The 19068-nt window shown below is 73.0% G+C and carries 21 protein-coding genes; 13 read left to right on the top strand and 8 right to left on the bottom strand.

Going from position 1 to position 19068, the window contains the following annotated elements; translation table 11 throughout:
* Window positions 1-48: 48 nt before the first annotated feature.
* A complete protein-coding gene (locus tag Q7L65_RS18545; protein WP_304723395.1) occupies window positions 49-1758 on the bottom strand; it encodes an acyl-CoA synthetase in 1710 nt (569 codons plus the stop codon).
* A 126-nt stretch (window positions 1759-1884) separates the two neighbouring features.
* Here Q7L65_RS18545 and Q7L65_RS18550 point away from each other — a divergent pair, with 126 nt between their 5' ends.
* From Q7L65_RS18550 to Q7L65_RS18560, 3 genes are read left to right on the top strand one after another with little or no spacing between them, the layout of a single operon-like run.
* Complete coding sequence (locus Q7L65_RS18550; protein WP_304723396.1) at window positions 1885-2778, top strand: CoA transferase subunit A; 894 nt, start codon at window positions 1885-1887, stop codon at window positions 2776-2778.
* A gap of 7 nt (window positions 2779-2785) precedes the next feature.
* Window positions 2786-3580: a hypothetical protein gene (locus Q7L65_RS18555; protein ID WP_304723397.1), complete on the top strand. Its 795-nt coding sequence runs from the start codon at window positions 2786-2788 to the stop codon at window positions 3578-3580.
* Window positions 3577-4203, top strand: coding sequence for a carboxymuconolactone decarboxylase family protein (locus Q7L65_RS18560; protein WP_304723398.1), 627 nt, complete (start codon window positions 3577-3579; stop codon window positions 4201-4203). Before Q7L65_RS18555 ends, Q7L65_RS18560 begins: the two co-directional genes overlap by 4 nt.
* Window positions 4204-4232: 29 nt before the next feature.
* Here Q7L65_RS18560 and Q7L65_RS18565 read toward each other — a convergent pair whose 3' ends face one another.
* The 5 genes from Q7L65_RS18565 to Q7L65_RS18585 form a co-directional block, all read right to left on the bottom strand.
* Window positions 4233-4739 (bottom strand): hypothetical protein, encoded by a 507-nt coding sequence (locus Q7L65_RS18565; protein WP_304723399.1) that lies wholly within the window; start codon window positions 4737-4739, stop codon window positions 4233-4235.
* A complete protein-coding gene (locus Q7L65_RS18570; protein WP_304723400.1) occupies window positions 4736-5005 on the bottom strand; it encodes a DUF1778 domain-containing protein in 270 nt (89 codons plus the stop codon). Before Q7L65_RS18570 ends, Q7L65_RS18565 begins: the two co-directional genes overlap by 4 nt.
* Window positions 5006-5067: 62 nt before the next feature.
* A complete protein-coding gene (locus Q7L65_RS18575; RefSeq protein ID WP_304723401.1) occupies window positions 5068-5460 on the bottom strand; it encodes a MaoC family dehydratase in 393 nt (130 codons plus the stop codon).
* Window positions 5457-5903 (bottom strand): hypothetical protein, encoded by a 447-nt coding sequence (locus tag Q7L65_RS18580; protein ID WP_304723402.1) that lies wholly within the window; start codon window positions 5901-5903, stop codon window positions 5457-5459. Before Q7L65_RS18580 ends, Q7L65_RS18575 begins: the two co-directional genes overlap by 4 nt.
* Window positions 5900-7558, bottom strand: a complete 1659-nt coding sequence (locus Q7L65_RS18585; protein WP_304723403.1) for a class I adenylate-forming enzyme family protein — start codon at window positions 7556-7558, stop codon at window positions 5900-5902. Before Q7L65_RS18585 ends, Q7L65_RS18580 begins: the two co-directional genes overlap by 4 nt.
* Window positions 7559-7648: 90 nt before the next feature.
* Between Q7L65_RS18585 and Q7L65_RS18590 the strand changes: the two genes are divergently transcribed.
* The 8 genes from Q7L65_RS18590 (at window position 7649) to Q7L65_RS18625 (ending at window position 14600) form a co-directional block, all read left to right on the top strand.
* Window positions 7649-8686 (top strand): zinc-binding dehydrogenase, encoded by a 1038-nt coding sequence (locus Q7L65_RS18590; RefSeq protein WP_304723404.1) that lies wholly within the window; start codon window positions 7649-7651, stop codon window positions 8684-8686.
* Window positions 8687-8798: 112 nt separating this feature from the next.
* Window positions 8799-9860, top strand: coding sequence for a hypothetical protein (locus Q7L65_RS18595; RefSeq protein ID WP_304723405.1), 1062 nt, complete (start codon window positions 8799-8801; stop codon window positions 9858-9860).
* 89 nt (window positions 9861-9949) lie between these two features.
* A complete protein-coding gene (locus Q7L65_RS18600) occupies window positions 9950-11284 on the top strand; it encodes an acyl-CoA dehydrogenase family protein (protein ID WP_304723410.1) in 1335 nt (444 codons plus the stop codon).
* Window positions 11281-12087, top strand: a complete 807-nt coding sequence (locus Q7L65_RS18605) for an enoyl-CoA hydratase/isomerase family protein (protein ID WP_304723411.1) — start codon at window positions 11281-11283, stop codon at window positions 12085-12087. The genes Q7L65_RS18600 and Q7L65_RS18605 overlap by 4 nt, the downstream gene beginning before the upstream one ends.
* Window positions 12088-12151: 64 nt before the next feature.
* The gene (locus tag Q7L65_RS18610) at window positions 12152-13225 is read left to right on the top strand and encodes an LLM class flavin-dependent oxidoreductase (RefSeq protein WP_304723412.1); all 1074 of its coding nucleotides are present in this window, start codon (window positions 12152-12154) and stop codon (window positions 13223-13225) included.
* Window positions 13226-13265: 40 nt separating this feature from the next.
* The gene (locus Q7L65_RS18615) at window positions 13266-13724 is read left to right on the top strand and encodes a hypothetical protein (protein ID WP_304723413.1); all 459 of its coding nucleotides are present in this window, start codon (window positions 13266-13268) and stop codon (window positions 13722-13724) included.
* Window positions 13721-14128, top strand: a complete 408-nt coding sequence (locus Q7L65_RS18620; RefSeq protein WP_304723414.1) for a MaoC family dehydratase — start codon at window positions 13721-13723, stop codon at window positions 14126-14128. The genes Q7L65_RS18615 and Q7L65_RS18620 overlap by 4 nt, the downstream gene beginning before the upstream one ends.
* A 61-nt stretch (window positions 14129-14189) precedes the next feature.
* On the top strand, window positions 14190-14600 hold the full coding sequence (locus tag Q7L65_RS18625; RefSeq protein WP_304723415.1) for a hypothetical protein: 411 nt from the start codon (window positions 14190-14192) through the stop codon (window positions 14598-14600).
* Here the strand turns inward: Q7L65_RS18625 and Q7L65_RS18630 are convergent.
* Window positions 14597-16390 carry a gamma-glutamyltransferase family protein gene (locus Q7L65_RS18630; protein ID WP_304723416.1) on the bottom strand — a complete coding sequence of 598 codons (1794 nt, stop codon included), beginning with the start codon at window positions 16388-16390 and terminating at the stop codon, window positions 14597-14599. The two genes, Q7L65_RS18625 and Q7L65_RS18630, sit on opposite strands and share 4 nt — an antisense overlap.
* Before the next feature lie 201 nt (window positions 16391-16591).
* Window positions 16592-17308, bottom strand: coding sequence for a hypothetical protein (locus tag Q7L65_RS18635; protein ID WP_304723418.1), 717 nt, complete (start codon window positions 17306-17308; stop codon window positions 16592-16594).
* Window positions 17309-17412: 104 nt separating this feature from the next.
* Here Q7L65_RS18635 and Q7L65_RS18640 point away from each other — a divergent pair, with 104 nt between their 5' ends.
* Together Q7L65_RS18640 and Q7L65_RS18645 are read left to right on the top strand one after the other, a co-directional pair.
* Window positions 17413-17907, top strand: coding sequence for a VOC family protein (locus tag Q7L65_RS18640; RefSeq protein WP_304723420.1), 495 nt, complete (start codon window positions 17413-17415; stop codon window positions 17905-17907).
* 48 nt (window positions 17908-17955) lie between these two features.
* Window positions 17956-19023, top strand: coding sequence for a phosphotransferase family protein (locus Q7L65_RS18645; protein ID WP_304723421.1), 1068 nt, complete (start codon window positions 17956-17958; stop codon window positions 19021-19023).
* Window positions 19024-19068 lie beyond the last annotated feature (45 nt).

Raw genomic sequence — 19068 nt, forward strand, 5'->3', positions numbered from 1 at the left:
TACCGCTCTACGGCAGTAATCCTGCGGTCCTCCCCGATTCGGCGCGTGTCACGCCCCCGCCGGCGCTCCGTCGCGCAGCCAGCCGCGCAGCTCGCTGCGGCGGATCTTGCCGCTGACCGTCTTCGGCAGCTCCGTCACGAAGTGGATCTCGCGCGGGTACTTGTACGGTGCGGTCAGCTCCTTCGCGTGGCGCTTCAGCTCGGCCGACAACTCGTCGCCGGCCTCGTAGCCGGCCGCCAGCACGACGAACGCGCAGACGATCTGGGTCCGCTCCGGGTCGTCCTTGCCGACCACCGCCGCCTCCATCACGGCCGGATGCTCGATCAGCGCCGACTCGACTTCGAACGGGCCGATCCGGTAGGCGGAGGAGGTGATCACGTCGTCGTCGCGGCCCTCGAACCAGAGGTACCCGTCGCCGTCGCGCCACGCCTTGTCGCCGGTGTAGTACCAGCCGTCGCGGAAGGCGCCGCGGTTGGCGTCAGGGTCGTCGACGTACTCGGTGAAGAGGCCGACCGGGCGCTCCTGCGGCGTCGCGCCGAGCTTCACCGCGATCGCGCCGACGGTGTCGTCGGGCGCGGGCGCGCCGCTCTCGTCGAGCACGTCGACCGTCCAGCCCGGCACCGGCTTGCCCATCGAGCCCGGTCGCACGTCCATCGTGCGGTAGTTGGCGACCAGCACCGTCGTCTCCGACTGGCCGTAGCCGTCATACACCGTCAGCCCGCCGGTGCCCTCGCGCCACGCGCGGATCACCTCGGGGTTGAGCGGCTCGCCGGCGCTCGTGCAGTGGCGCAGGCCGGACAGGTCGTACGCGCTCAGGTCGGCCTGGACGAGCAGGCGGTAGAGCGTCGGCGGCGCGCAGAACGAGGTGATCCGCGCGTCCTTCAGCAGTCTCAGGATCGTGTCCGCGTCGGGCTTGCCGAGCGCGACCTGGACGTTGGTGGCGCGCTCGTGGAACTGGCCGAAGAGGCCGCCCCAGGCCGCCTTCGCCCAGCCGGTGTCGGTCACCGTCCAGTGGCGGTCGCCCGGGCGCAGGTCGTGCCAGAAGCGCGCGGTCGAGACGTGGCCGAGGCCGTAGCCCTGCGAGTGGATGACCATCTTCGGGTAGCTGACGGTGCCGCTGGTGAAGAACAGCAGCAGCGGATCGTCCTTCGCCGTCGGCGAGCCGGGCAGCGGCGACGCGCCGTCGCCGTCGCCGGCCGCGTCGATCAGCGCGTCGAAGTCGTGCCAGCCGGCCGCGGTCGCCGCGGCGCCGGGCTCCCACGCGATCCGGTGACGCAGCGTCGGCATGTCGCGATCGGCCGCGCCGAGCTTCGCGGCGCCCTCCGCGCTCGTGATCGCCGCGACCGCGCCGCCGGCCTCGATCCGGTAGCCGATGTCGCGCGCGGTCAGCTGGTTGGTGCCCGGCATCGGCACCGCGCCGATGCGGATCGCGCCGAGCATCGCCGCGTACCAGGCGGGCACGCGCGGCAGCATCACGAAGATCCGGTCACCTGGCTCAACGCCCAGCGCCAGCAGCGCGCGGCCGGCGCGGCGGGCCAGCTCCGCGAGCTGCGCGGCGGTGTGCTCCGCGACCGTCTCGCCGGCCGGCCCGAGCGAGACCAGCGCGAGGTCGTCCGGCGCCTCCAGGCCCCATCGCTCGACGATGTCGACGACCGGGTTGAAGCGCTCCGGCACGACGGGCGCGTAGGCCGCGCGCGTCTGCTCGTAGGAGCTCATGTTCGGTGGCGCCGACCGGTCGGGCCGTGGGTGCTCGGACATCGGTGCAGTCTCTCCTCGCGTCGTACGCGAACCAGGTTCCCAGACGACGCTAGCGCCCCGCCGCAGCGAGCGTATTGGCGGAACTGACAGTGGCCGCGGGCGCCCCGCTGGAGTGGAGTGCTTCGCATGAGTGGAGCGGGAGAGGGAGCGGGCGGGCGTCGCCCCGTCGTCGCGACGCTGGAGGAAGCGGTCGCGCAGATCTTCGACGGCGCGGTCGTCGGACTCGGCGGGGCGGTCACGGCCGGGCATCCGATGGCGCTCGTGCGCGCGCTCGCGCGGCGCGGCGCGAGGGACCTGACGCTCGTCGCGCCGACCGGCGGGATCGAGGTCGACCTGCTGATCGCCGCCGGCAGCGTCAGAGCGGTGATCGGCTCCTACGTCGGGATCGAGGTCGTCGCCGGCGTCGGCCCGGTCTTCCGGCGCGCTGTCGAGGCCGGCGAGGTCGAGGTGATCGACCTCGACGAGGCGCATTGCGTCCAGGGTCTGCGCGCGGCCGGGCAGGAGCTGCCGTTCCTGCCGTGGCGCGGCGGGGTCGGGACGTCCTTTCCGCAGCTCAACCCGACGCTGATCGAGTTCGACGACCCGGTCGCGGGCGAGCCGCTGCTGGCGATCCCCGCGATCAGACTCGACTTCGCGCTGTTGTACGCCGAGACGGCCGATCGTTACGGCAACGCCCAGTGGATCGGTACCGGTCACATGGACCAGCTGCTCGGCGCGGCGGCCGAGCGCGTCCTGCTGCAGGTCGACAGGATCGTCTCCAACGAGACGATCCGCGCGCAGCCGGAGCGGACCGTCTACTGGCGCGACACGGTCGTCACGCGCGCGCCGTTCGGCACGCACCCGTACTCGAACGCCCACATCGCCGCCGACGAGCAGCACTTGCGCGCGTTCGCGAAAGCCGGCCGCGCGGGCGGCGAGGCGCTCGACGAGTACCTCGCCCGCCATGTCCGCGACACGGCCGACCACGACGACTACCTCGAGGCGATCGGCATCCGCCGGTTGACCTCGCTGCTGGTGTGAGCGGGAGATGAGCGAGATGACCGAGACGACTGCTGCTGCCGCGACCGCCTCCACCAACGAGCTGTTCGCGATCCTGCTCGCGCGCGACCTGCGCCCGGAGGACCGCACGATCATGGTCGGCGCCAACATGCCGATGGCGCGCGCGGCGGCGGTGCTGGCGAACCTGACGACGCATCCCGACGCGCGGATCCTGATCGGCCTCGGCGTGCAGAACCTCGGCGACGGCGCGCCGCCGCCGGCGGTCCACCCGTTCGTGTTCGACCCGCGCACGCTCGCGGCCGAGGCGCTGATGTACCAGGGGCGCGTGTTCGACGACATGAGCCGCCCGGACGTCTTCTTCATCGGCGGCCTGCAGCTGGACAAGCGCGGCAACCTCAACCTGTTCGGGATCCCCGACGGCGACGGCGGCTGGAAGATGCGCGGCCCCGGCTCGATCGCGCTGGCGACGATGAGCGCCCACTGCCGCGGCTACTACGTCGTGATGCCGAGCCACGACCCGCGCACGTTCGTCGAGCGAGTCGCGCTGATCTCCGCCCTCGGCGACCGCAGCGAGCGCACGCGCCTGAGACTCCCCGGCGGCGGCATCCGCATGGTCCTCTCGCCGCTCGGCGTGTTCGACTTCGGCGACGACGGCGACATGCGCGTGCGCAGCCTCCACGAAGGCGTGAGCGTCGACGACGTGCGCGAGAAGACCGGCTTCGACCTCCAGATCCCCGACGACGTCCCGACGACGCCGGCGCCGACCGCCGAGGAGCTGGCGCTGCTGCGCGAGCGCGTGGACGTGCACGGGACACTGGCTTGAGCGAGCAGCTTCCGCGGGGCGAGCCGCTCGCGCCGCGGGGCGTGGTCGCGACGCCCCGCATCCCGCCCGTCACCACCCCCGACGCGGACCAGGCGGCCGCCCTCGCGAAGGCGCTCCCGCGCACGGATGGCACGCCGCTGAACATCTTCGCGACGCTGGCGCACGTCCCGCGGCTGTTGAGACGCGTCAACGGCCTCGGCGGCTACTTCGCCGTCCACGGCAAGCTGCCGGCGCGCGACCGCGAGCTGGTCGTCCTGCGCACCGCAGCGCTCACCGGCAGCACCTACGAAGCCGAGCACCACCGCACGATCGGCGCGGCGGTTGGACTGACGCCGGAAGAGATCGAGGCCGCGCTGGCCGTCGAGCGCACGGCCTCAGCGGACGCGGACGCCTCGCCCGCCACCGCTCACCCTTGGAGCCCGGCCGACGCCGCCCTCCTGCGAGCAGCCGACGAGCTGGCGACCGAGCGCACTGTCACGGACGCAACGTGGGCCGCGCTCGGCGCGACCCACGACGACGAAGAGCGGCTCGAACTGCTCGTCCTCGTCGGCTTCTACGCGATGCTCGCCGGCGTCATCGACGCCGCAGGCATCGAACTGGACCCGCTCAGACCGGCGACGTAGGCGCTGCCCGCGCGTCTACGGTCTACGGCCTACGGCCAAGGCAGTCCCAGCGCGCTGGCCGCCGTGCTGAGCTTCATCACCAGCCGCAGCGGATCGTTCGGTGTCGGCGTGAAGTCGTGCGCCGCGTAGAAGGCGGCCGCGTCCTCGTCGATCGCATCGACCACGACGATGCGTCCGCCCGCCGTGCGTGCCGCTCCGACGATCACGCGCAGCGCGTGCACGAGCAGTTCCGCACCGAGCCCCTCGCCGTGAAGGCGAGCGTCCAGCGCGAGCTTCGCAAGCAGGATCGCCGGGATGCGGGCTGGGGCACCGCGGCCGATGCGTCTCGGTGCCTGTTCGCGGCCGAGCAGGTGCGGTGCGATCGCAAAGTAGCCGGCCGTCCCGTTCGTCCGCTCGTTCAGCAGCTCGTACGTGCGCGTTCCCTGGCCCGCGGCGTTTCGCGCGTGCTTGCGCAGCCACTCGTCGAGCGCTGGCTCACCGCAGCGGAAGTCGTCGAGTTCGTGTTCAGGGGCGAGCGGTGCGAGCCGGTAGCTCACGCCGCCTTGATCCGGCTGGCGGATCTCGCTGCCCGCTCGAGGCGCGGGGCATCGTCGGGCTGGTCGAGCGAAGCCACGAGCCGGTCGAAGTACGCGGCCGGGACGACCGTCGTCGCCTGTTCGACGACAACGGTCTCAGCTCGCTCGAGCGCCGCCAGCACCATGAAAGCCGACATCGACTCGCCTGAGAGCGCGGCGGCCTGCTCGATCTGCCGGCGCTGGACGGGCGTCAGTCGGGCTTCCACACGTTCTGCCTTCGTCGCCATTCCACGCCTCCTCGAAGTACCGTACAGATGTACGGTACCGCATCGGCGGCGCGGGACGACCTCTACTTCGGCAGCGTCGCCTTCACCGTCACGACCGTCGTGCCGTCCTGCTTGACGCAGGCGGCTTCGACCTTCGTGGTCGTTCCGTCCTCGGAGTCCTCCGACGACGTCACCTCGCACGCGACCGCGTCGCCGGGGCGGGTGGGGGCGCGGTAGGTGATCTGGACGCTGCTGCCGGGGGGCAGGGCGTCGGTGCCGAGCCAGTCGGTCGCGGAGCGGAAGAAGGAATGGAGTGCGATCGGGCCGTGGGCGATGATGCCGCCGAACTCGGAGGCGGCGGCCGCGACCGGGTCGACGTGGAGCGGGTTGAAGTCGCCCGACAATTCGGCGTAGGCGTCGATCGACGCCTGCGTCACCGTGTCGGTGACCGAGGTGAATTCTCCGCGCGTGCTCATGCCTTTGCCTCCGTGCTCGCCGTCTCGCCCGGACCGGTCGGCCAGACGATCACCTTGCGGCCGGTCACGATCTGCTCGTCGGTGGCCGCGTCGCGGATGTCGAACTCGATCGTCACGAACGGGCGCTCGCGGCGGACCTCCTTCGCGCCGACCCACGTCGTCACGCTCGCCTCGGAGTCGACTGCCAACACGGCGTGGAACTCGAGCTCCTGCTTGGCCAGGATCGCGCCGGCGGGGATGCCGCCCATCGCACGCCGCAGCGCGCGCAGGAACAGCACCGGGAAGACCGCCGGGGGAGCGGCGGCGACCGCGACGGGCGTGCCGATCGGGCCGGCGAGGCGGCCGGCGAGGTCGGCCGTGACCGACTCCGCGTACGGGCCCTTGCGCTCGCCCACGACCAGCTCGTCGTAGGTGATCGCCGACAGGGCGGGGGCGTCGCTCATTCGTACAGCTCCTTGTTCTCGGCGCGCAGCTTGTACTTCAGGACCTTGCCGCCGACGGTCACCGGCAGCTCCTGCACCAGCACGATCCGCTTCGGCGCCTCGAAGCCGGCGAGCGTCCCGCGCGACCACGCGATCAGCGCGTCGGGATCGGGCGCCCTGCCGGGCGCGGCGACGACGAAGGCCGTCACCGCCTCGCCCCAGTGCTCGTGCGGGAGGCCGACCACGGCCGCCTTCTGCACGTCCGGATGCTGGTGCAGCACCGCCTCGACGCGCAGGCTGGAGACGTTCTCGCCGCCGGACTTGACGATGTCCTTGGAGCGGTCGACCATGATCCGCAGCCCGTCGGCGTCGTACTCGCAGACGTCGCCGGAGTGGAACCAGCCGCCGCGGAACGCCTCCTGCGTCGCCGCCTCGTCCTTGTAGTAGCCGGCCGTCACGACCGGCGAGCGGTAGACGACCTCGCCCGGGACGCCCGGCCGGTCGCGCAGCGAACGGCCCTCGTCGTCGACGACGTCGCCCGCCACGAGCGGGTTCGGCACGCCGACGTAATTATGCGCCGGCGAGGTCGCCAGGAACGTGTCGCGCCACTTGTCGGGCCAGAAGCGGTGACAGGAGATCGCCTCCGTCTGGCCGAGGATCTCGCACACGACGAGGTCGTCGCCGCAGTGGCGCTTGAGCGCCGCGAGGAGGCCGGGAGGCGCCGCCGTCCAGCCGTAGACGGCGGTCGTGAGGCTGCTGACGTCGTAGGACAGCGGCTCGCGCTCGAGCACCGCGACGAGGTCGGTCAGCATCGCGGGAGAGCCGCTCCAGAGCGCGGTCGCGCGCTCCTTCGTCACCGCGCTGGCGATCTTCGCCGGGTCATAGCCGCGGCCCATGATCAGCGTCCCGCCGGAGAGGAACGCGGGGAAGCTGAAGATCTGGTCGGCGATGTGGTAGATCAGCGGCAGGAAGCTGCACAGCCGCAGGTCGCACTCGAACTTCAGACCGCGGGTGAGCGTCAGCGCGAACGAGTAGGCGGCGAGGTAGCTGTAGTTGTGGGAGACCATCGCGCCCTTCGGCAGCGCGGTCGTCCCGGAGGTGAAGATGATCTGCCAGACGTCGTCGGCGTGGATCTCCACATCCGGTTCGGCGGTGTCTGCGTCGGCGATGAATTCACGGAACGAGACGCCGCCGGGAACGATCCCGCCGCCGATCTCGATCGTCACGTCGGGATTCACCCCGTGCGCGGCGAACGCCTCCTGCGCCTTCGGCCACAGCACGGCGTCGACGATCGCGAAGCGCGGCTGCACGCGGTCGATCAGGTGGCCGATCACGTCCGGCGCCAGCAGCGGGTTGATCGGCACGCAGGTGAGGCCGGCCTTCGCGATCCCGAACTTCGTCAGATACGCCTCGACGGAGTTCTCGCAGAACAGCAGCACGCGGTCGTCGCGCTGCAGGCCGCGCGCCAGCAGGGCGTTCGCGATCCTGTTGGCGATCGCGTCGGCCTGCCGATAGGTGACGCGTTGCAGCGCCGGGTCGGCGAAGGCGCCGTCGCACGCGACGATCGCCTCCTTGTCGGGGTAGCTCCACGTCAGCCGCTCGAACAGGTCGCCCACGCTGACGCGCTCCCAGCGCTCCACCGCGCGACGGTTTGAGAGGTTCGTCACGTCCGTCATGGGAGGGCACGCTAGGTGCCGGCGGGGCCCGGCGCCGCTGGCACAAGCGCCAGTTGTGGGTCAGCGGCGGCGTCTGCGAGCGTGCGGCAGATGGAGATCGAGACCCGCCGCCAGATCGTGCTCGACCGCTTCGGTCCGCCCGAGGTGATGCGCTGGGACGACGGCCCCGTCCCGCCGCGGGGACCGGACGACGTGCTCGTCGCGGTCGAGGCGATCGGCGTCAACTTCGGCGACACGATGGTGCGCCGCGGCGAGTACCGGCGCGAGCAGCCGCTCACGTTCACGCCCGGGTTCGAGGTGGCGGGGCGGGTGGTCGAAGCGCCGGCCGGCGAGGACTCGCGCGGTGCGGCCGGCGGCGATCCCGCGCACGGCCGGCAGCCGCTCGCCCCCGGCACCCGCGTCGTCGCCTTCACCGAGCACGGCGGCGGCTACGCGGACGCGGTCGTCGTCCCGCGCGACCACGTCTACACGGTCGCCGACGGCGTCGACGACGTCACCGCGGCCGGGATCTTCACCCAGGGCGTGACCGCCTGGTACGCGGTCCATCGCTACGGCCGGCTTGCAGCGGGCGAGACGGTCCTGGTCCACGCCGCCGCCGGCGGCCTCGGCGGTCTCGCCGTGCAGCTCGCCGCCGAGCACGGCGCGACGACGATCGCGACCGCCTCGACGGAGCAGAAGCTCGCGATCGCACGCGAGCACCACGGCGCGGCCCACACGCTGATCTCCGACCCGGACACGCTCGCGCAGCAGGTGCGCGGGCTGACGCATGGTCGCGGCGCCGACGCCGTGATCGACGGCGTCGGCGGCCCGCTCTTCACGCCGAGCCTGCGCGCGCTCGCCTTCAACGGCCGCTACGTCGTCGCCGGATCCGCCAGCCAGGCGCCCGCGACGCTTGACGTGCGCGCACTGATGCCGCGCGGCCAGACGATCGCCGGCTTCGTCGTCGCGCGCGTCGCCGAGCAGGATCCGGCCGAGCCCCAGCGCGCCTTCGACGCGATCCAGGAGCGCGTCCGCGCCGGCCGCCTGCGCCCCCAGATCACGGTCCTGCCGCCTGAGCAGATCGCCCACGCGCACGAGCTGATCGAGTCGCGCAGGCTGACGGGGAAGGTCGTCGTGCGACTCGTCTGAGGCACGAGTTCGACGCAGCGTCACGCGAGCGGTAGCGTGCCAGCGATTCTTTCGCACGGCGGGTGCGGTCGCAGGGGCGATCGTCACGCCAACGGCCTTTGGAGGGCCCCACATGTCGAAGTTGCTGACGCTCGTCCGCCGCCACGTGCTGGCATTCGTGGCGCTGTTCCTGTTGATGGGAGGATCCGCGTACGCGGTTGCCGATCGGGTCACGTCAAGCGCGCGGCCGCCTGAGCAGATCTACGCCTGCGTGACCGCACGGTACGGCACGCTCAACCTCTCCTCCGCGACGCGCAGATGCGCGCCAGGTCAGCACAAGATCTCGTGGAGCGCGGAGGGGGCGCGCGGGCTCACCGGCGCGAGAGGCGCGAGAGGCGCCGCCGGCGCGCGGGGGCCCGCGGGCGCCCCCGGTCCCGTCGGGCCGGCCGGCCCGAGCGGCGATGCCGGCCCGGCCGGTGCGCCGGGGCCCGCCGGTTCGCCGGGCGAGCGCGGCGCACAGGGCGAGCGCGGGCCGGCGGGCTCGCAGGGCGAGAGAGGCGCGCAGGGCGAGAGAGGGCCGCAGGGCGAGAGAGGCGCGCAGGGCGAGAGAGGACCGCAGGGCGAGAGAGGGGCGCAGGGCGCGCCGGGCGACGACGGCGCCCCGGGCCCGCAGGGCGCCCCGGGGACGGGCGCGATGTTGACCGCTGGCGGGCACACCGCGCCGTCGACTGTCGCCGGCGGCCTCGTCGGCGGCGTCGGCGTCCTGCCGTTGTCCGGCCAGCTCGGCGAGGCGCCCGTCGTGCCCCTGTCCGGCCCGGTCCTGTCCGGTCCGGACGTGCAGGCGCAGACGCAGAGCTTTCCGCGCGACGCGACGTTGACGGACATGACGGGGCGGTTCGTCACGACGGCCGCGCTGAACCTCGTCGGCACGACGGTCACGATCCAGGCGCAGCTGTTCACCGCGCCCGCCGGCTCCACCATCCTGACGCCGGTGCCCGGGGCGATCTGCATCGCCGCGCCGCAGCTGACCGGCAGCCTTCCGGGCGGCATCGTCTCCTCGTGCCAGACGAGCGGTCTGGCGATCCCGATCTCCGCCGGCACCGTCGGCGTCGTAGCGGTCGCCATCACCGCCACGGGGGTCACCCTGATCAACACCGTCCCGCTGCAGAGCAGCGTCAGCCTCGCGGCCGCCTAGCGACCACTAGCGCTTCTGCCAATGGCCCCGCTTCGGCGGGGCCAATAGGGTCAATGCCGAGAGGGAGACGACCCGAGGAGGACCCGACCGTGGACTTCGAGCCGACGGATCGCTGCAAGGCGCTGCTCGAACGGGTGCGCGACTTCATGGACGCGCACGTGTACCCGAACGAGCGCGAGGCGGAGGCGGCGCTCGATCGCGAGGTCGACGCGGACACGCCCTTCCCGGCCATCATCGTCGAGATGCGCGAACGCGCGAAGGCCGCCGGCCTGTGGAACCTCGCGCTGCCCGACGAGCGCTACGGCCCGGGCCTGACGAACGCCGAGTACGGCGTGCTGAGCGAGGAGATGGGCCGCGCGACGCTGGTCGCGCCGTACGCCTTCAACTGCCAGCCGCCGGACACCGGCAACATGGAGATCCTCGGCGAGCACGCGACGCAGGCGCAGAACGAGCGCTGGCTGCAGCCGCTGCTGGAGGGTGAGATCCGCTCCTGCTACTCGATGACCGAGCCCGACACGGCCGGCTCGGACCCGACCGGGCTCGCCTGCGCGGCAACCCTCGACGGCGACGAGTGGGTCATCAACGGCCGCAAGTGGTGGACGACCAACGCGCTCGGCGCGCAGGTCGCGATCGTGATGGCGGTGACCGATCCCGACGCGCCCGCGCACGGTCGCGCGACGATGATCCTCGTCCCGACCGACACGCCCGGCTTCAACCTCGTGCGGCCGCTGTCGAACTTCGGCCACGTCGAGGGACCCGGCCACTGGGAGGTCGAGTACGACAACTGCCGCGTCCCCGCCGAGCTGTGCACGCTCGGCCCGCGCGGCGGCGGCTTCAAGGTCTCGCAGGACCGCCTCGGCCCCGGCCGCATCCACCACTGCATGCGGCTGATCGGCGTCGCCGAGCGCGCGCTGGAGCTGATGTGCCAGCGCGCGAAGTCGCGTGAGATGTTCGGCGGCACGCTCGCCGACAAGCAGTTCGTGCAGGAGTTCATCGCGACCTCGCGGATCGAGATCGACCAGGCGCGGCTCGTCACCTCCCACGCCGCCTGGAAGCTCGACCAGGTCGGCAACCGGCTCGCGCGCGAGGAGCTGTCGATCACGAAGGTCGCGGTCCCGAACATGGCGCTGAGAGTGATCGACCGCGCGATCCAGGTGTGGGGCGGCGCCGGCGTCTCGGAGGACACGCCGCTGGCGGGCATGTACCGCTACAACCGCATGCTGCGGATCGGCGACGGCGCCGACGAGGTCCACAAGCAGGTGATCGCGCGGATGGAGCTGCGCAAGGTCCAGCCGATCGACGGGATCGGGCCGGACGCCGGCTGGGGTCCGCCGGCGCGGATCGCGGCCGCCGCCGCGGCCGCGGGCGGCGCGCCGGCTGCCGGCTCCAACGGTGCCGGCGCGAGCGCGGGGCAGCGGGCATGAGCGAGTTCGACTACGCGACGCTGCGCGTCGAGCGCCCGCGCGACGGCGTCGTGCTGATCACGCTCGCGCGCCCGCAGCGGATGAACGCGATCACGTTCGAGATGTTCGACGAGCTGCACGACGTCTGCGGCCGCCTGTTGAGAGACCGCGAGGCGCGCGTCGTCGTCGTGACGGGGGAGGGGAGAGGCTTCTGCGCCGGCCTCGACCTCGACGACGCGGTCACCCTGCCCGACATGAGCCCGCACGAGATGATGCTCGGCCAGCAGTACTGGGCCGGCGCGTTCGTCAACTTCCACGAGCTGCCGCAGCCGGTGATCGCGGCCGTCAACGGGGCTGCCGCCGGCGGCGGGCTGGGTCTGGCGCTCGCCGCCGACATCCGCCTCGCCTCGCCGGCCGCGCGCTTCAACGCCGCATTCGTGAAGATCGGCCTGTCGGCAGGGGACGTCGGCGTCTCGTGGTCGCTGCCGCGCGTCGTCGGGCTCGGGCACGCGGCCGAGATCATGCTGAGCGGGCGCTTCGTCGACGCCGCGGAGGCGGCGACGATCGGGCTCGTCAACCGCGTCGTGCCGGCCGAGTCGTTGCTGCAGGAGTCGTTCGAGCTCGCCTCGCAGATCGCCTCGAACACGCCGTTCGGCGTGACGCTGACCAAGCGCGTGTTGAACGCGAACGTCGACGCCGGCTCGCTGTCGCAGGCGGTCGAGGTCGAGAACCGCGGCCAGACGCTCGCGACCCGCGGCGACGACTTCCGCGAGGCGCTCGCCGCGTTCCGCGAGAAGCGGCCGGCGACGTTCACGGCGCGGTGATGGTGGTGCGCACGCGCGCCGGTCACGGGTCACGCGCCAATCGCTCGCGCGTGGCGGTCGCGCGATGACCGGCCCGCTGACGGTCGGGATCGAGCCGCAGGGCACGTCGGTCCGCGCGATGGGCGAGATCGCGGCCGCGGCCGACGCGGCGGGCCTCACCGCCGCCTGGACGCCCGAGCTGTACAACCGCTCCGCGACGATCACGCTCGCGGAGATGGCGCACCGCACGACGCGCTGCACGGTTGGGACGGCGATCGCGTACGGCGTCGGGCGCAGCCCGCTGACGCTCGCGGCGGAGGCGCGCGACCTCGACGAGCTCTCCGACGGCCGGCTCGTGCTCGGCCTCGGCAACGGCACGCGCCGGATGATCGCCGACTGGCACGGCCTCGACGGCGACGCGCCGGCGGTGCGGATGGAGGAGCTGGTCGTGCTGCTGCGGCGGCTGTGGCGGCTGCACGAGGGCCCGGTCGCGCACGAGGGCCGCTTCTACCGCGTGAGGATCGCGCCGACCGGCGAGCTGCTGCCGCCGCTGCGCGAGCGGATCCCGATCTGGACCGCGGGCGTCAACCCGCGCATGGTCGAGGTCGCGGGACGGGTCGCCGACGGCCTGCTCGGCCATACGCTCTTCACGGTCAGATACATCGAGGACGTGGTGAAGCCCGCGATCGAGAAGGGCGCGCTGCGGGCCGAGCGCGATCCGTCCTCGATCAAGCTGGCGAGCCTCCTGTTCGCGTCGGTGCACGAGGACGCCGAGGTTGCGCGGCGCGAGGTCGCGGCGCAGATCGCCTTCTACGCGTCGGCGAAGACGTACGCCCCGTTGCTGGAGACGATCGGCTTCGCACAGGTCGGCGAGACGATCCGCGAGGCGTTCGCACGCGGCGACCTCGACGCGATGATCGCCGCCGTCCCCGACGCGATGGTCGACGCGCTCGCGGTCGCCGGCACGCCGGACGACGTCCGTTGCGCCCTGCGCCGCTACGAGGGCGTGCTCGACCACGCGATCCTCTACACCCCCTCGTTCACGCTCTCACCCGAGCGCGTGCGCGAGAGCGCGCTGGCGCTGATCGACGCCTGCGCGACCGACGCGCCGGTGGCGCTGGACGCGGGGAGCGACGCGATCGGCGCTCGGCCGGCGTGAGCCGCAGCTGCGACACACGCGCCGGTCTGCCGCGGCTGCCGTGAGCGAGCGCGTCGACACCCTCGCCGGCGTCCCGCTGCTGTCCGAGCTGCGCTACGAGCAGCTGTCGCTCGGGCAGCGCTTCGGGCCGTTCGAGGAGCGCGTGAGCGCGGAGGTGAGCGAGCGCTTGGGCGCAGGCGTGCTGCCGCTCGTGACGCTGCGCGTGCTGCGCCGCGCGCTCGACGGGATCCCGCCCGGCGGCGTCCTGCTGCGCCAGCGCTTCGCGGCGCACGTGGAGCTGCCGGCGGAGTGCGTGCTGAGCGCGGAGGTCGTCGTGACCGCGCAGGAGCAGCGACCGCGCGGCCTCGCGACGACGTTCACGTTCGCGCTCGCGAGTACGGGCGCGGCAGACGGCGTCCGTTCGCCGGAAGGCGGCGGCTCGTCCGCTCATGCCGGCGCGCTCGCCGCGACGGTCGAGTGGACGATCCTGGCGCCGCCGGACGAAGCGAGCCGCAGATGACGACGTGGGCGCCGTTCCCCGAGCTCGCGCGCACGATCGACCAGGCGGCGATCGATTCCTACGCCGAGCTGTCCGGCGACCGCAATCCGCTGCATGTCGATCCCGAGTACGCCGCTACCGGCCCGTTCGGCGGGATCGTGGCGCACGGCCCGATCGGCCTGCAGACGATCTTCGACGCGGTCGCGCGCTGGCTCGGCCACGATCGCCTGCCGCCAGGCGTCGTCGTCGACGTGGCGTTGCGCGGACCGGTCCGCGCCGGCGACACCGTCACCTGCCGCGCGACCGCCGACCCGCTCGACCACGCCGCCGCCGTGACGCTCCCGCTGGTCTGCACCAACCAGCGCGGCGAAGAGATCCTGCAGGCGCTCGTGATCGCCCCGCGCGGTCTCGTGCCGCGGGGGTGAGCAGCCCCTTTGGCGCATCCGCCAGTTGCACGCGGGCGCCGTCCGCGATGAGATGACGGGCGTGTTCAACGCTCTCAGCTCCGAGCAACTGCTCGTCGGGGTCGGCCGCGTGCTGCGGTCCGCCGCCGACGCGAACGGCACGCTCGAGGACTACCAGCGCAGCCAGACCCTGTCGGCCTACAGCGTGACGCGTCTGCTGGCGGCGGAGCTGGCGGGCGCCACCGAGCTGCTCGCGTGGACCCGCGCCGAGCTGACGACGGCGCTCAGAGGCGACGACCGCGCCCGCGTCGGCGAGGCGCGCGAGCGGATCGCGGTCGCTGCGAACGGGGTCGAGCTGGGCGAGGCGGTCGCCGACCTGCTCGCCGCCCTCCCGCGCGACCCCGCCGACGAGACCCGCACCGCGGTCCAGCACGTCCTGCGCGAGCTGACCGACCGCGAACAGGCCGCGCTCGCGGCGCCGCTGCCGGGTTAGCGCGAGCCGACCACCGCGGCACCGTCGGCGCGAGGGTCGCTGCCCGCCTGCAGACCGGTGGGGGTGAAGGCGATCGCCTGGGCGTGGCCGCAGCGTTCGCTGCGGGTGCCGGCGGGGACGAGGCGCATGCCAGCCGCTTGCAACGACGCGCGGGCGGCGGGGGTGACGTCGTCCTCGATCAGGACCGTGTCGTCGGGGTCGCCGACGTCTGCGCCGCCGACGATCCAGCGGGGCGAGGCGACCGCCGCCTGCGGGTGCTCGCCGGCGAGCAGGCGCAGCAGCACCTGGGCGTGGATCTGGGCGTGCGCCTTGCCGCCCATCGTGCCGAGCACGTGGCGCAGCTCGCCGTCGCTCTCGACCATCACCGGCATCAGCGTGTGGGCGGGGCGGCGGCCCGGCGCCAGCTCGTTCGGGTGGCCGGGGACGAGTGAGAAGAACGAGCCGCGGTTGTGCATCAGCACGCCCGTCTCCGGCTCCAGCAGACGCGCGCCGAACGAGTGGAAGACGCTCTGGATCAACGACACCGCCCGCCCTTCGCCGTCGACCGCGACGATCGCGATCGTGTCGCCGTCGGGATGGGGCGACCGCTCTCCGCGAGCGGTCTGGGCTGCGGCGCTCGCGCCCGTGCCGGCCGCGCCCTTGTCGGCCACGTCCGACCCGGCCACGTCCGACCCGGCCACGTCCGACCCGGCCACGTCCGCCGCACCTGCACCGTCCGCGACCCGCGCCAGCGCCGCCTCCGCCAACCTTGCGATCCGCTCCGATCCCAGCCACGCCTCCAACTCGACCGAGACAGCACGCGGATCGCCGAGGGCGTCGTCACGCTGCTGGGCGCCGAGGCGCAGCAGCTCGGCCAGGACAGCGGCGTCGGCTCCGAGTGGGTCGGGAACGCCGGCCGATGACAACGCCGCGAGCGCCTGCAACAGTAGGACGCCGGACGAGTTGGGCGGGCTGGTGAGCAGGTCGAGATCGCCGCAGCGGTGGCGCAGCGGGGCAGTCAGCTCGGGGCCGAAGGCGGCGAGGTCCCCGGTGTCGAGGGAGCAGCCCGCACGGCGCAGCCCCGTGATCAGACGCTCGGCCAGCGCTCCTTCGTAGAACGCGCGCGGACCTTCGGCGGCAAGCGTTTGCAGCGTGCTCGCGAGCGCTGGTTGGCGCAGCGTGTCGCCCTCCACCAGCTGGCGGCCGCCCGGGACGAACAGCGCACGCAGGCCGGGATCGCCGTCGAGCGCGCCGCGCGCCGCGTCGATCGCCGCCGCCAGCGAGCGGCCGACCGCGAAGCCATCCGCGGCATGTCCGATCGCGGCGCCGAGCGTGTCCGCCCACGACCGCGTCGCGCCGAGCCCGTGCAGCGCCTCCCAGCCGGCGACGAGGCCGGGGACCGTGATCGCGTCCGGGCTGTAGGTGGGCATCGCGGCACCGTCACGTCGGCGCGCTTCGGGCCGGCCGGCCTCGCGCTCTCGCGCCCCTGACCCTTTCGCATTCGGACCTGGCGCCGCGGCGCTAACGCGCGGTGACCCTGTCGTCGGACCGCCGCAAATCCGCCGCCGCAACGTCTCCGCATCCGCCGCGCGCCCCGCCGGGCCGCTCGCGTTGACGCTGGTCGTCTCGCCCGCCGGCGTGCGCACGAGCGCGAACAGGTCGCCGCCGAGCGCGACGTTGTGGGGGTAGGTGACGCACAGCGTCGCGGCCGCGGCGAGCGCGGCGTCGATCGCGTTGCCGCCCGCGTCGAACGCCGCGACGCCGGCGGCGGTCGCGTCGAGCTGGGGCGTGGCGATGGCGTACTCGGACATGGGGACGCGGTTCCTCCTCGCGGCCGCCATCGCGGGTGATGGCCGGCCAGGCGCGGCGATCCTAGCGCCGCGGCGCCAGCCCTGCGCGTCGCCGTCAGCCGAGCACGGGGAGGAGCGCCAATCTACTGCTGCTCTACAGCAGTAGATTGGCGCTCCTCGCCGCTGACCGGGCGGTGGGGGCGTGCCGTGGATCACCGCTCCTCACGGCTGATCGGGCGGCGGGACGCGTGCCGCGGCGCGGCTGCGGCCCGCGACCACCACGCCCGCGTCCCACCCCGGCGCCCGGCCTCCGACCGGCGGCTCGATCGACGCCGCATCGAGCCCGCTGCACTCGATCAGCCAGGCGATCAGCGAGTTCGAGTTCCACATGTCGCCGGCGCGCAGCTCGTCGCGGCCCCAGACGGGGGTCGGGACCTGCAGCACCAGTTCCAGCACCCGCCGCGCGACGACGGGATCCGCTGACAGCCGCCGCGGGCTGTCGACCGCCTCACCGACGTCGGGAATGAGCCCGTCGCGCCAGCGGCGGACCTCGTAGCGGAAGATCCGCAGCCGCCCGGCCCAGCGGCTGCCGACGGCGCCGCCGGCAACCGCGCCGCGCCGCCGGGCGCCATCAACGTGGTCGCCGCCAACGGCGCCGCGCCGCGCGTCATCGCCCGCACCGCCGCGCCGTACATGGCCATCGCCACCGTCATCCCGCACCGGGGTCATCTCGATCACGAACCGCTCACCGTCGACCCGCACCTCCAACGCCGAGTGGTACAGGTCGAAGCGAGGTCGGTGCTCGATCCGCGCCATCAGCGCCTCGTAGGCGCGGCCGTTGCGCCGCACGAACCACCCGCCGGCGCCGAGCGGGAGCCAGAACAGGTCGACCGCGGCGGTGCCGGGCTCCGGCGGGCGCGTCGCGGTCGCGGAGAACATGGCGCCGCACCCTACCCTCATCGCGTCGTCGGACCCGAGGCCTGCGATGAGTTCCGAACGTGCGGCCGGTCTTCACTCCACAGCCCGACCGAAAGGACGCCACCGTGCCCCAGAAGATCATCCCCAACCTGTGGTTCGACAACGAGGCGAAGGAAGCCGCGGAGTACTACGTCTCCGTCTTCAGAGAAGGGCGCATCGTCAACGTGACGCACTACACCGAGGGTTCGATGCGGCCGGCCGGCACGATCCTGACGGTCGAGTTCGAGCTGCGCGGCGTGCGCTTCACCGCGATAAACGGGGGTCCGCACTTCAGATTCGACGAAGCGGTCTCGTTCGAGATCGACTGCGAGGACCAGGCCGAGATCGACTACTTCTGGGACGAGCTGACCTCCGGCGGCGGGCAGGAGAGCCAGTGCGGCTGGTGCAAGGACCGCTATGGGCTCTCCTGGCAGGTCGTCCCGACCGGGATGGCGGAGCTGTTCGCCGACGCCGATCCGACACGGGCCCAGCGCGCGATGGCCGCGATGATGGAGATGAGAAAGCTCGACGTCGCCACGCTGCAGGCCGCCGCGGAGGGAGCGCCGCAACCCGCCAGCTAGCGCTTTCGCCAATGGGCCGGGCGCCCGGCGGGCGGTACCGTCGTCCCAATGGCGATGGAGACGGAGGAGAGCGCCAGCATCGACGCGGCGAAGGCCGACGCCGTGCTGGCGACCATGCGCGCGGCCGGCGACGCGGACGACAGCAGCCGGATCACCTACCTGGAGCAGCTGGAGGGCGGCTGGTCGCGGCACTCCTACGCCGCGCGGGTGACGCACCCGGACCGGGCGACCGCCGCGAACGAGACGGGCGAAGAGGCCTACATCGTCCGCGTGCGGCCGCAGGGCTCGCTGCTGGACACCGACCTCGGCGAGGAGTTCCGCGTCTTCGAGCTGCTCGTGCCCGAGCCGCTGCCGACGCCCGCCCCACGCGGCTTCGAGCCCTCCGAGGAGACGCCCTTCACCGGCCCGTTCTTCGTGATGGACCGCCTCAGCGGCCACGCCGTCAACGTCTGGCGCAGACGCGACCGCGTCGAGCTGGAGCAGGACTGGGCAGGCGCGAGAGGGATCGCCAACGACCTCGCCGCCCACCTCGCCGGGATCCATGCGATCGGCGGCGAGCGCGCCGCGACCGCCGCGACGCCGCGCACGTTCCAGCGGACGATCGACCGCTGGGAGGGCGTCTACCAGCAGATGCGGCTCGTGCGCGACCCGGTCGTCGAGGAGGCGTACGCGTGGCTGCGCGAGCGCGAGCCCGACCCCGTCGCGCCCTGCCTCGTGCACGGCGACTACCGGATCGGCAACTGCCTGATCGACGGCGGTCGCATCAGCGGCATCCTCGACTGGGAGCTGTGCTCGGTCGGCGACCCGCGCTTCGACCTCGGCTACATGGCGCTGGAGTACCACGCCGGTAAGTTCACCACGCCGGGATCGAGACTGCTCAACAGCAGCGCCGAGCGCGACTGGTTTCACACGCGCTACAGCGAGCTGTCCGGCCGTCCGACGGACCCGGAAGTGGTGCGGACGTTCACCGCGCTCGGCGCGCTGATGCTGTTCGCGATCATGACGACCGGCATCAACGTCTACGCCAGCGGCGCGACGACCGACATCCGGATGGCCTGGGGCCGCTTCGTGCTGCCCGGCCTGCGGCAGGACCTCGCCGCGCTGATGGGCTGGTGAGCAGAGGTGACCGAGGTGACTGGCACTAGCGCCAGTAGCCGCGAC

Source organism: Conexibacter sp. CPCC 206217 (genome assembly GCF_030646165.1).
In the GTDB taxonomy this organism is placed as follows: Bacteria; Actinomycetota; Thermoleophilia; order Solirubrobacterales; family Solirubrobacteraceae; genus Conexibacter.

Excerpts from the sequence above, each read along its gene's own strand:
- Q7L65_RS18620 (WP_304723414.1), top strand. The coding sequence starts at position 13,721 with ATGACGACGTGGGCGCCGTTCCCCGAGCTCGCGCGCACGATCGACCAG.
- Q7L65_RS18545 (WP_304723395.1), bottom strand. The coding sequence starts at position 1,758 with ATGTCCGAGCACCCACGGCCCGACCGGTCGGCGCCACCGAACATGAGC.
- Q7L65_RS18595 (WP_304723405.1), top strand. The coding sequence starts at position 8,799 with ATGTCGAAGTTGCTGACGCTCGTCCGCCGCCACGTGCTGGCATTCGTG.
- Q7L65_RS18630 (WP_304723416.1), bottom strand. The coding sequence starts at position 16,390 with ATGTCCGAGTACGCCATCGCCACGCCCCAGCTCGACGCGACCGCCGCC.
- Q7L65_RS18645 (WP_304723421.1), top strand. The coding sequence starts at position 17,956 with ATGGCGATGGAGACGGAGGAGAGCGCCAGCATCGACGCGGCGAAGGCC.
- Q7L65_RS18635 (WP_304723418.1), bottom strand. The coding sequence starts at position 17,308 with ATGTTCTCCGCGACCGCGACGCGCCCGCCGGAGCCCGGCACCGCCGCG.
- Q7L65_RS18575 (WP_304723401.1), bottom strand. The coding sequence starts at position 5,460 with ATGAGCACGCGCGGAGAATTCACCTCGGTCACCGACACGGTGACGCAG.
- Q7L65_RS18585 (WP_304723403.1), bottom strand. The coding sequence starts at position 7,558 with ATGACGGACGTGACGAACCTCTCAAACCGTCGCGCGGTGGAGCGCTGG.
- Q7L65_RS18550 (WP_304723396.1), top strand. The coding sequence starts at position 1,885 with ATGAGTGGAGCGGGAGAGGGAGCGGGCGGGCGTCGCCCCGTCGTCGCG.
- Q7L65_RS18580 (WP_304723402.1), bottom strand. The coding sequence starts at position 5,903 with ATGAGCGACGCCCCCGCCCTGTCGGCGATCACCTACGACGAGCTGGTC.
- Q7L65_RS18570 (WP_304723400.1), bottom strand. The coding sequence starts at position 5,005 with ATGGCGACGAAGGCAGAACGTGTGGAAGCCCGACTGACGCCCGTCCAG.
- Q7L65_RS18610 (WP_304723412.1), top strand. The coding sequence starts at position 12,152 with ATGACCGGCCCGCTGACGGTCGGGATCGAGCCGCAGGGCACGTCGGTC.
- Q7L65_RS18605 (WP_304723411.1), top strand. The coding sequence starts at position 11,281 with ATGAGCGAGTTCGACTACGCGACGCTGCGCGTCGAGCGCCCGCGCGAC.
- Q7L65_RS18555 (WP_304723397.1), top strand. The coding sequence starts at position 2,786 with ATGAGCGAGATGACCGAGACGACTGCTGCTGCCGCGACCGCCTCCACC.
- Q7L65_RS18590 (WP_304723404.1), top strand. The coding sequence starts at position 7,649 with ATGGAGATCGAGACCCGCCGCCAGATCGTGCTCGACCGCTTCGGTCCG.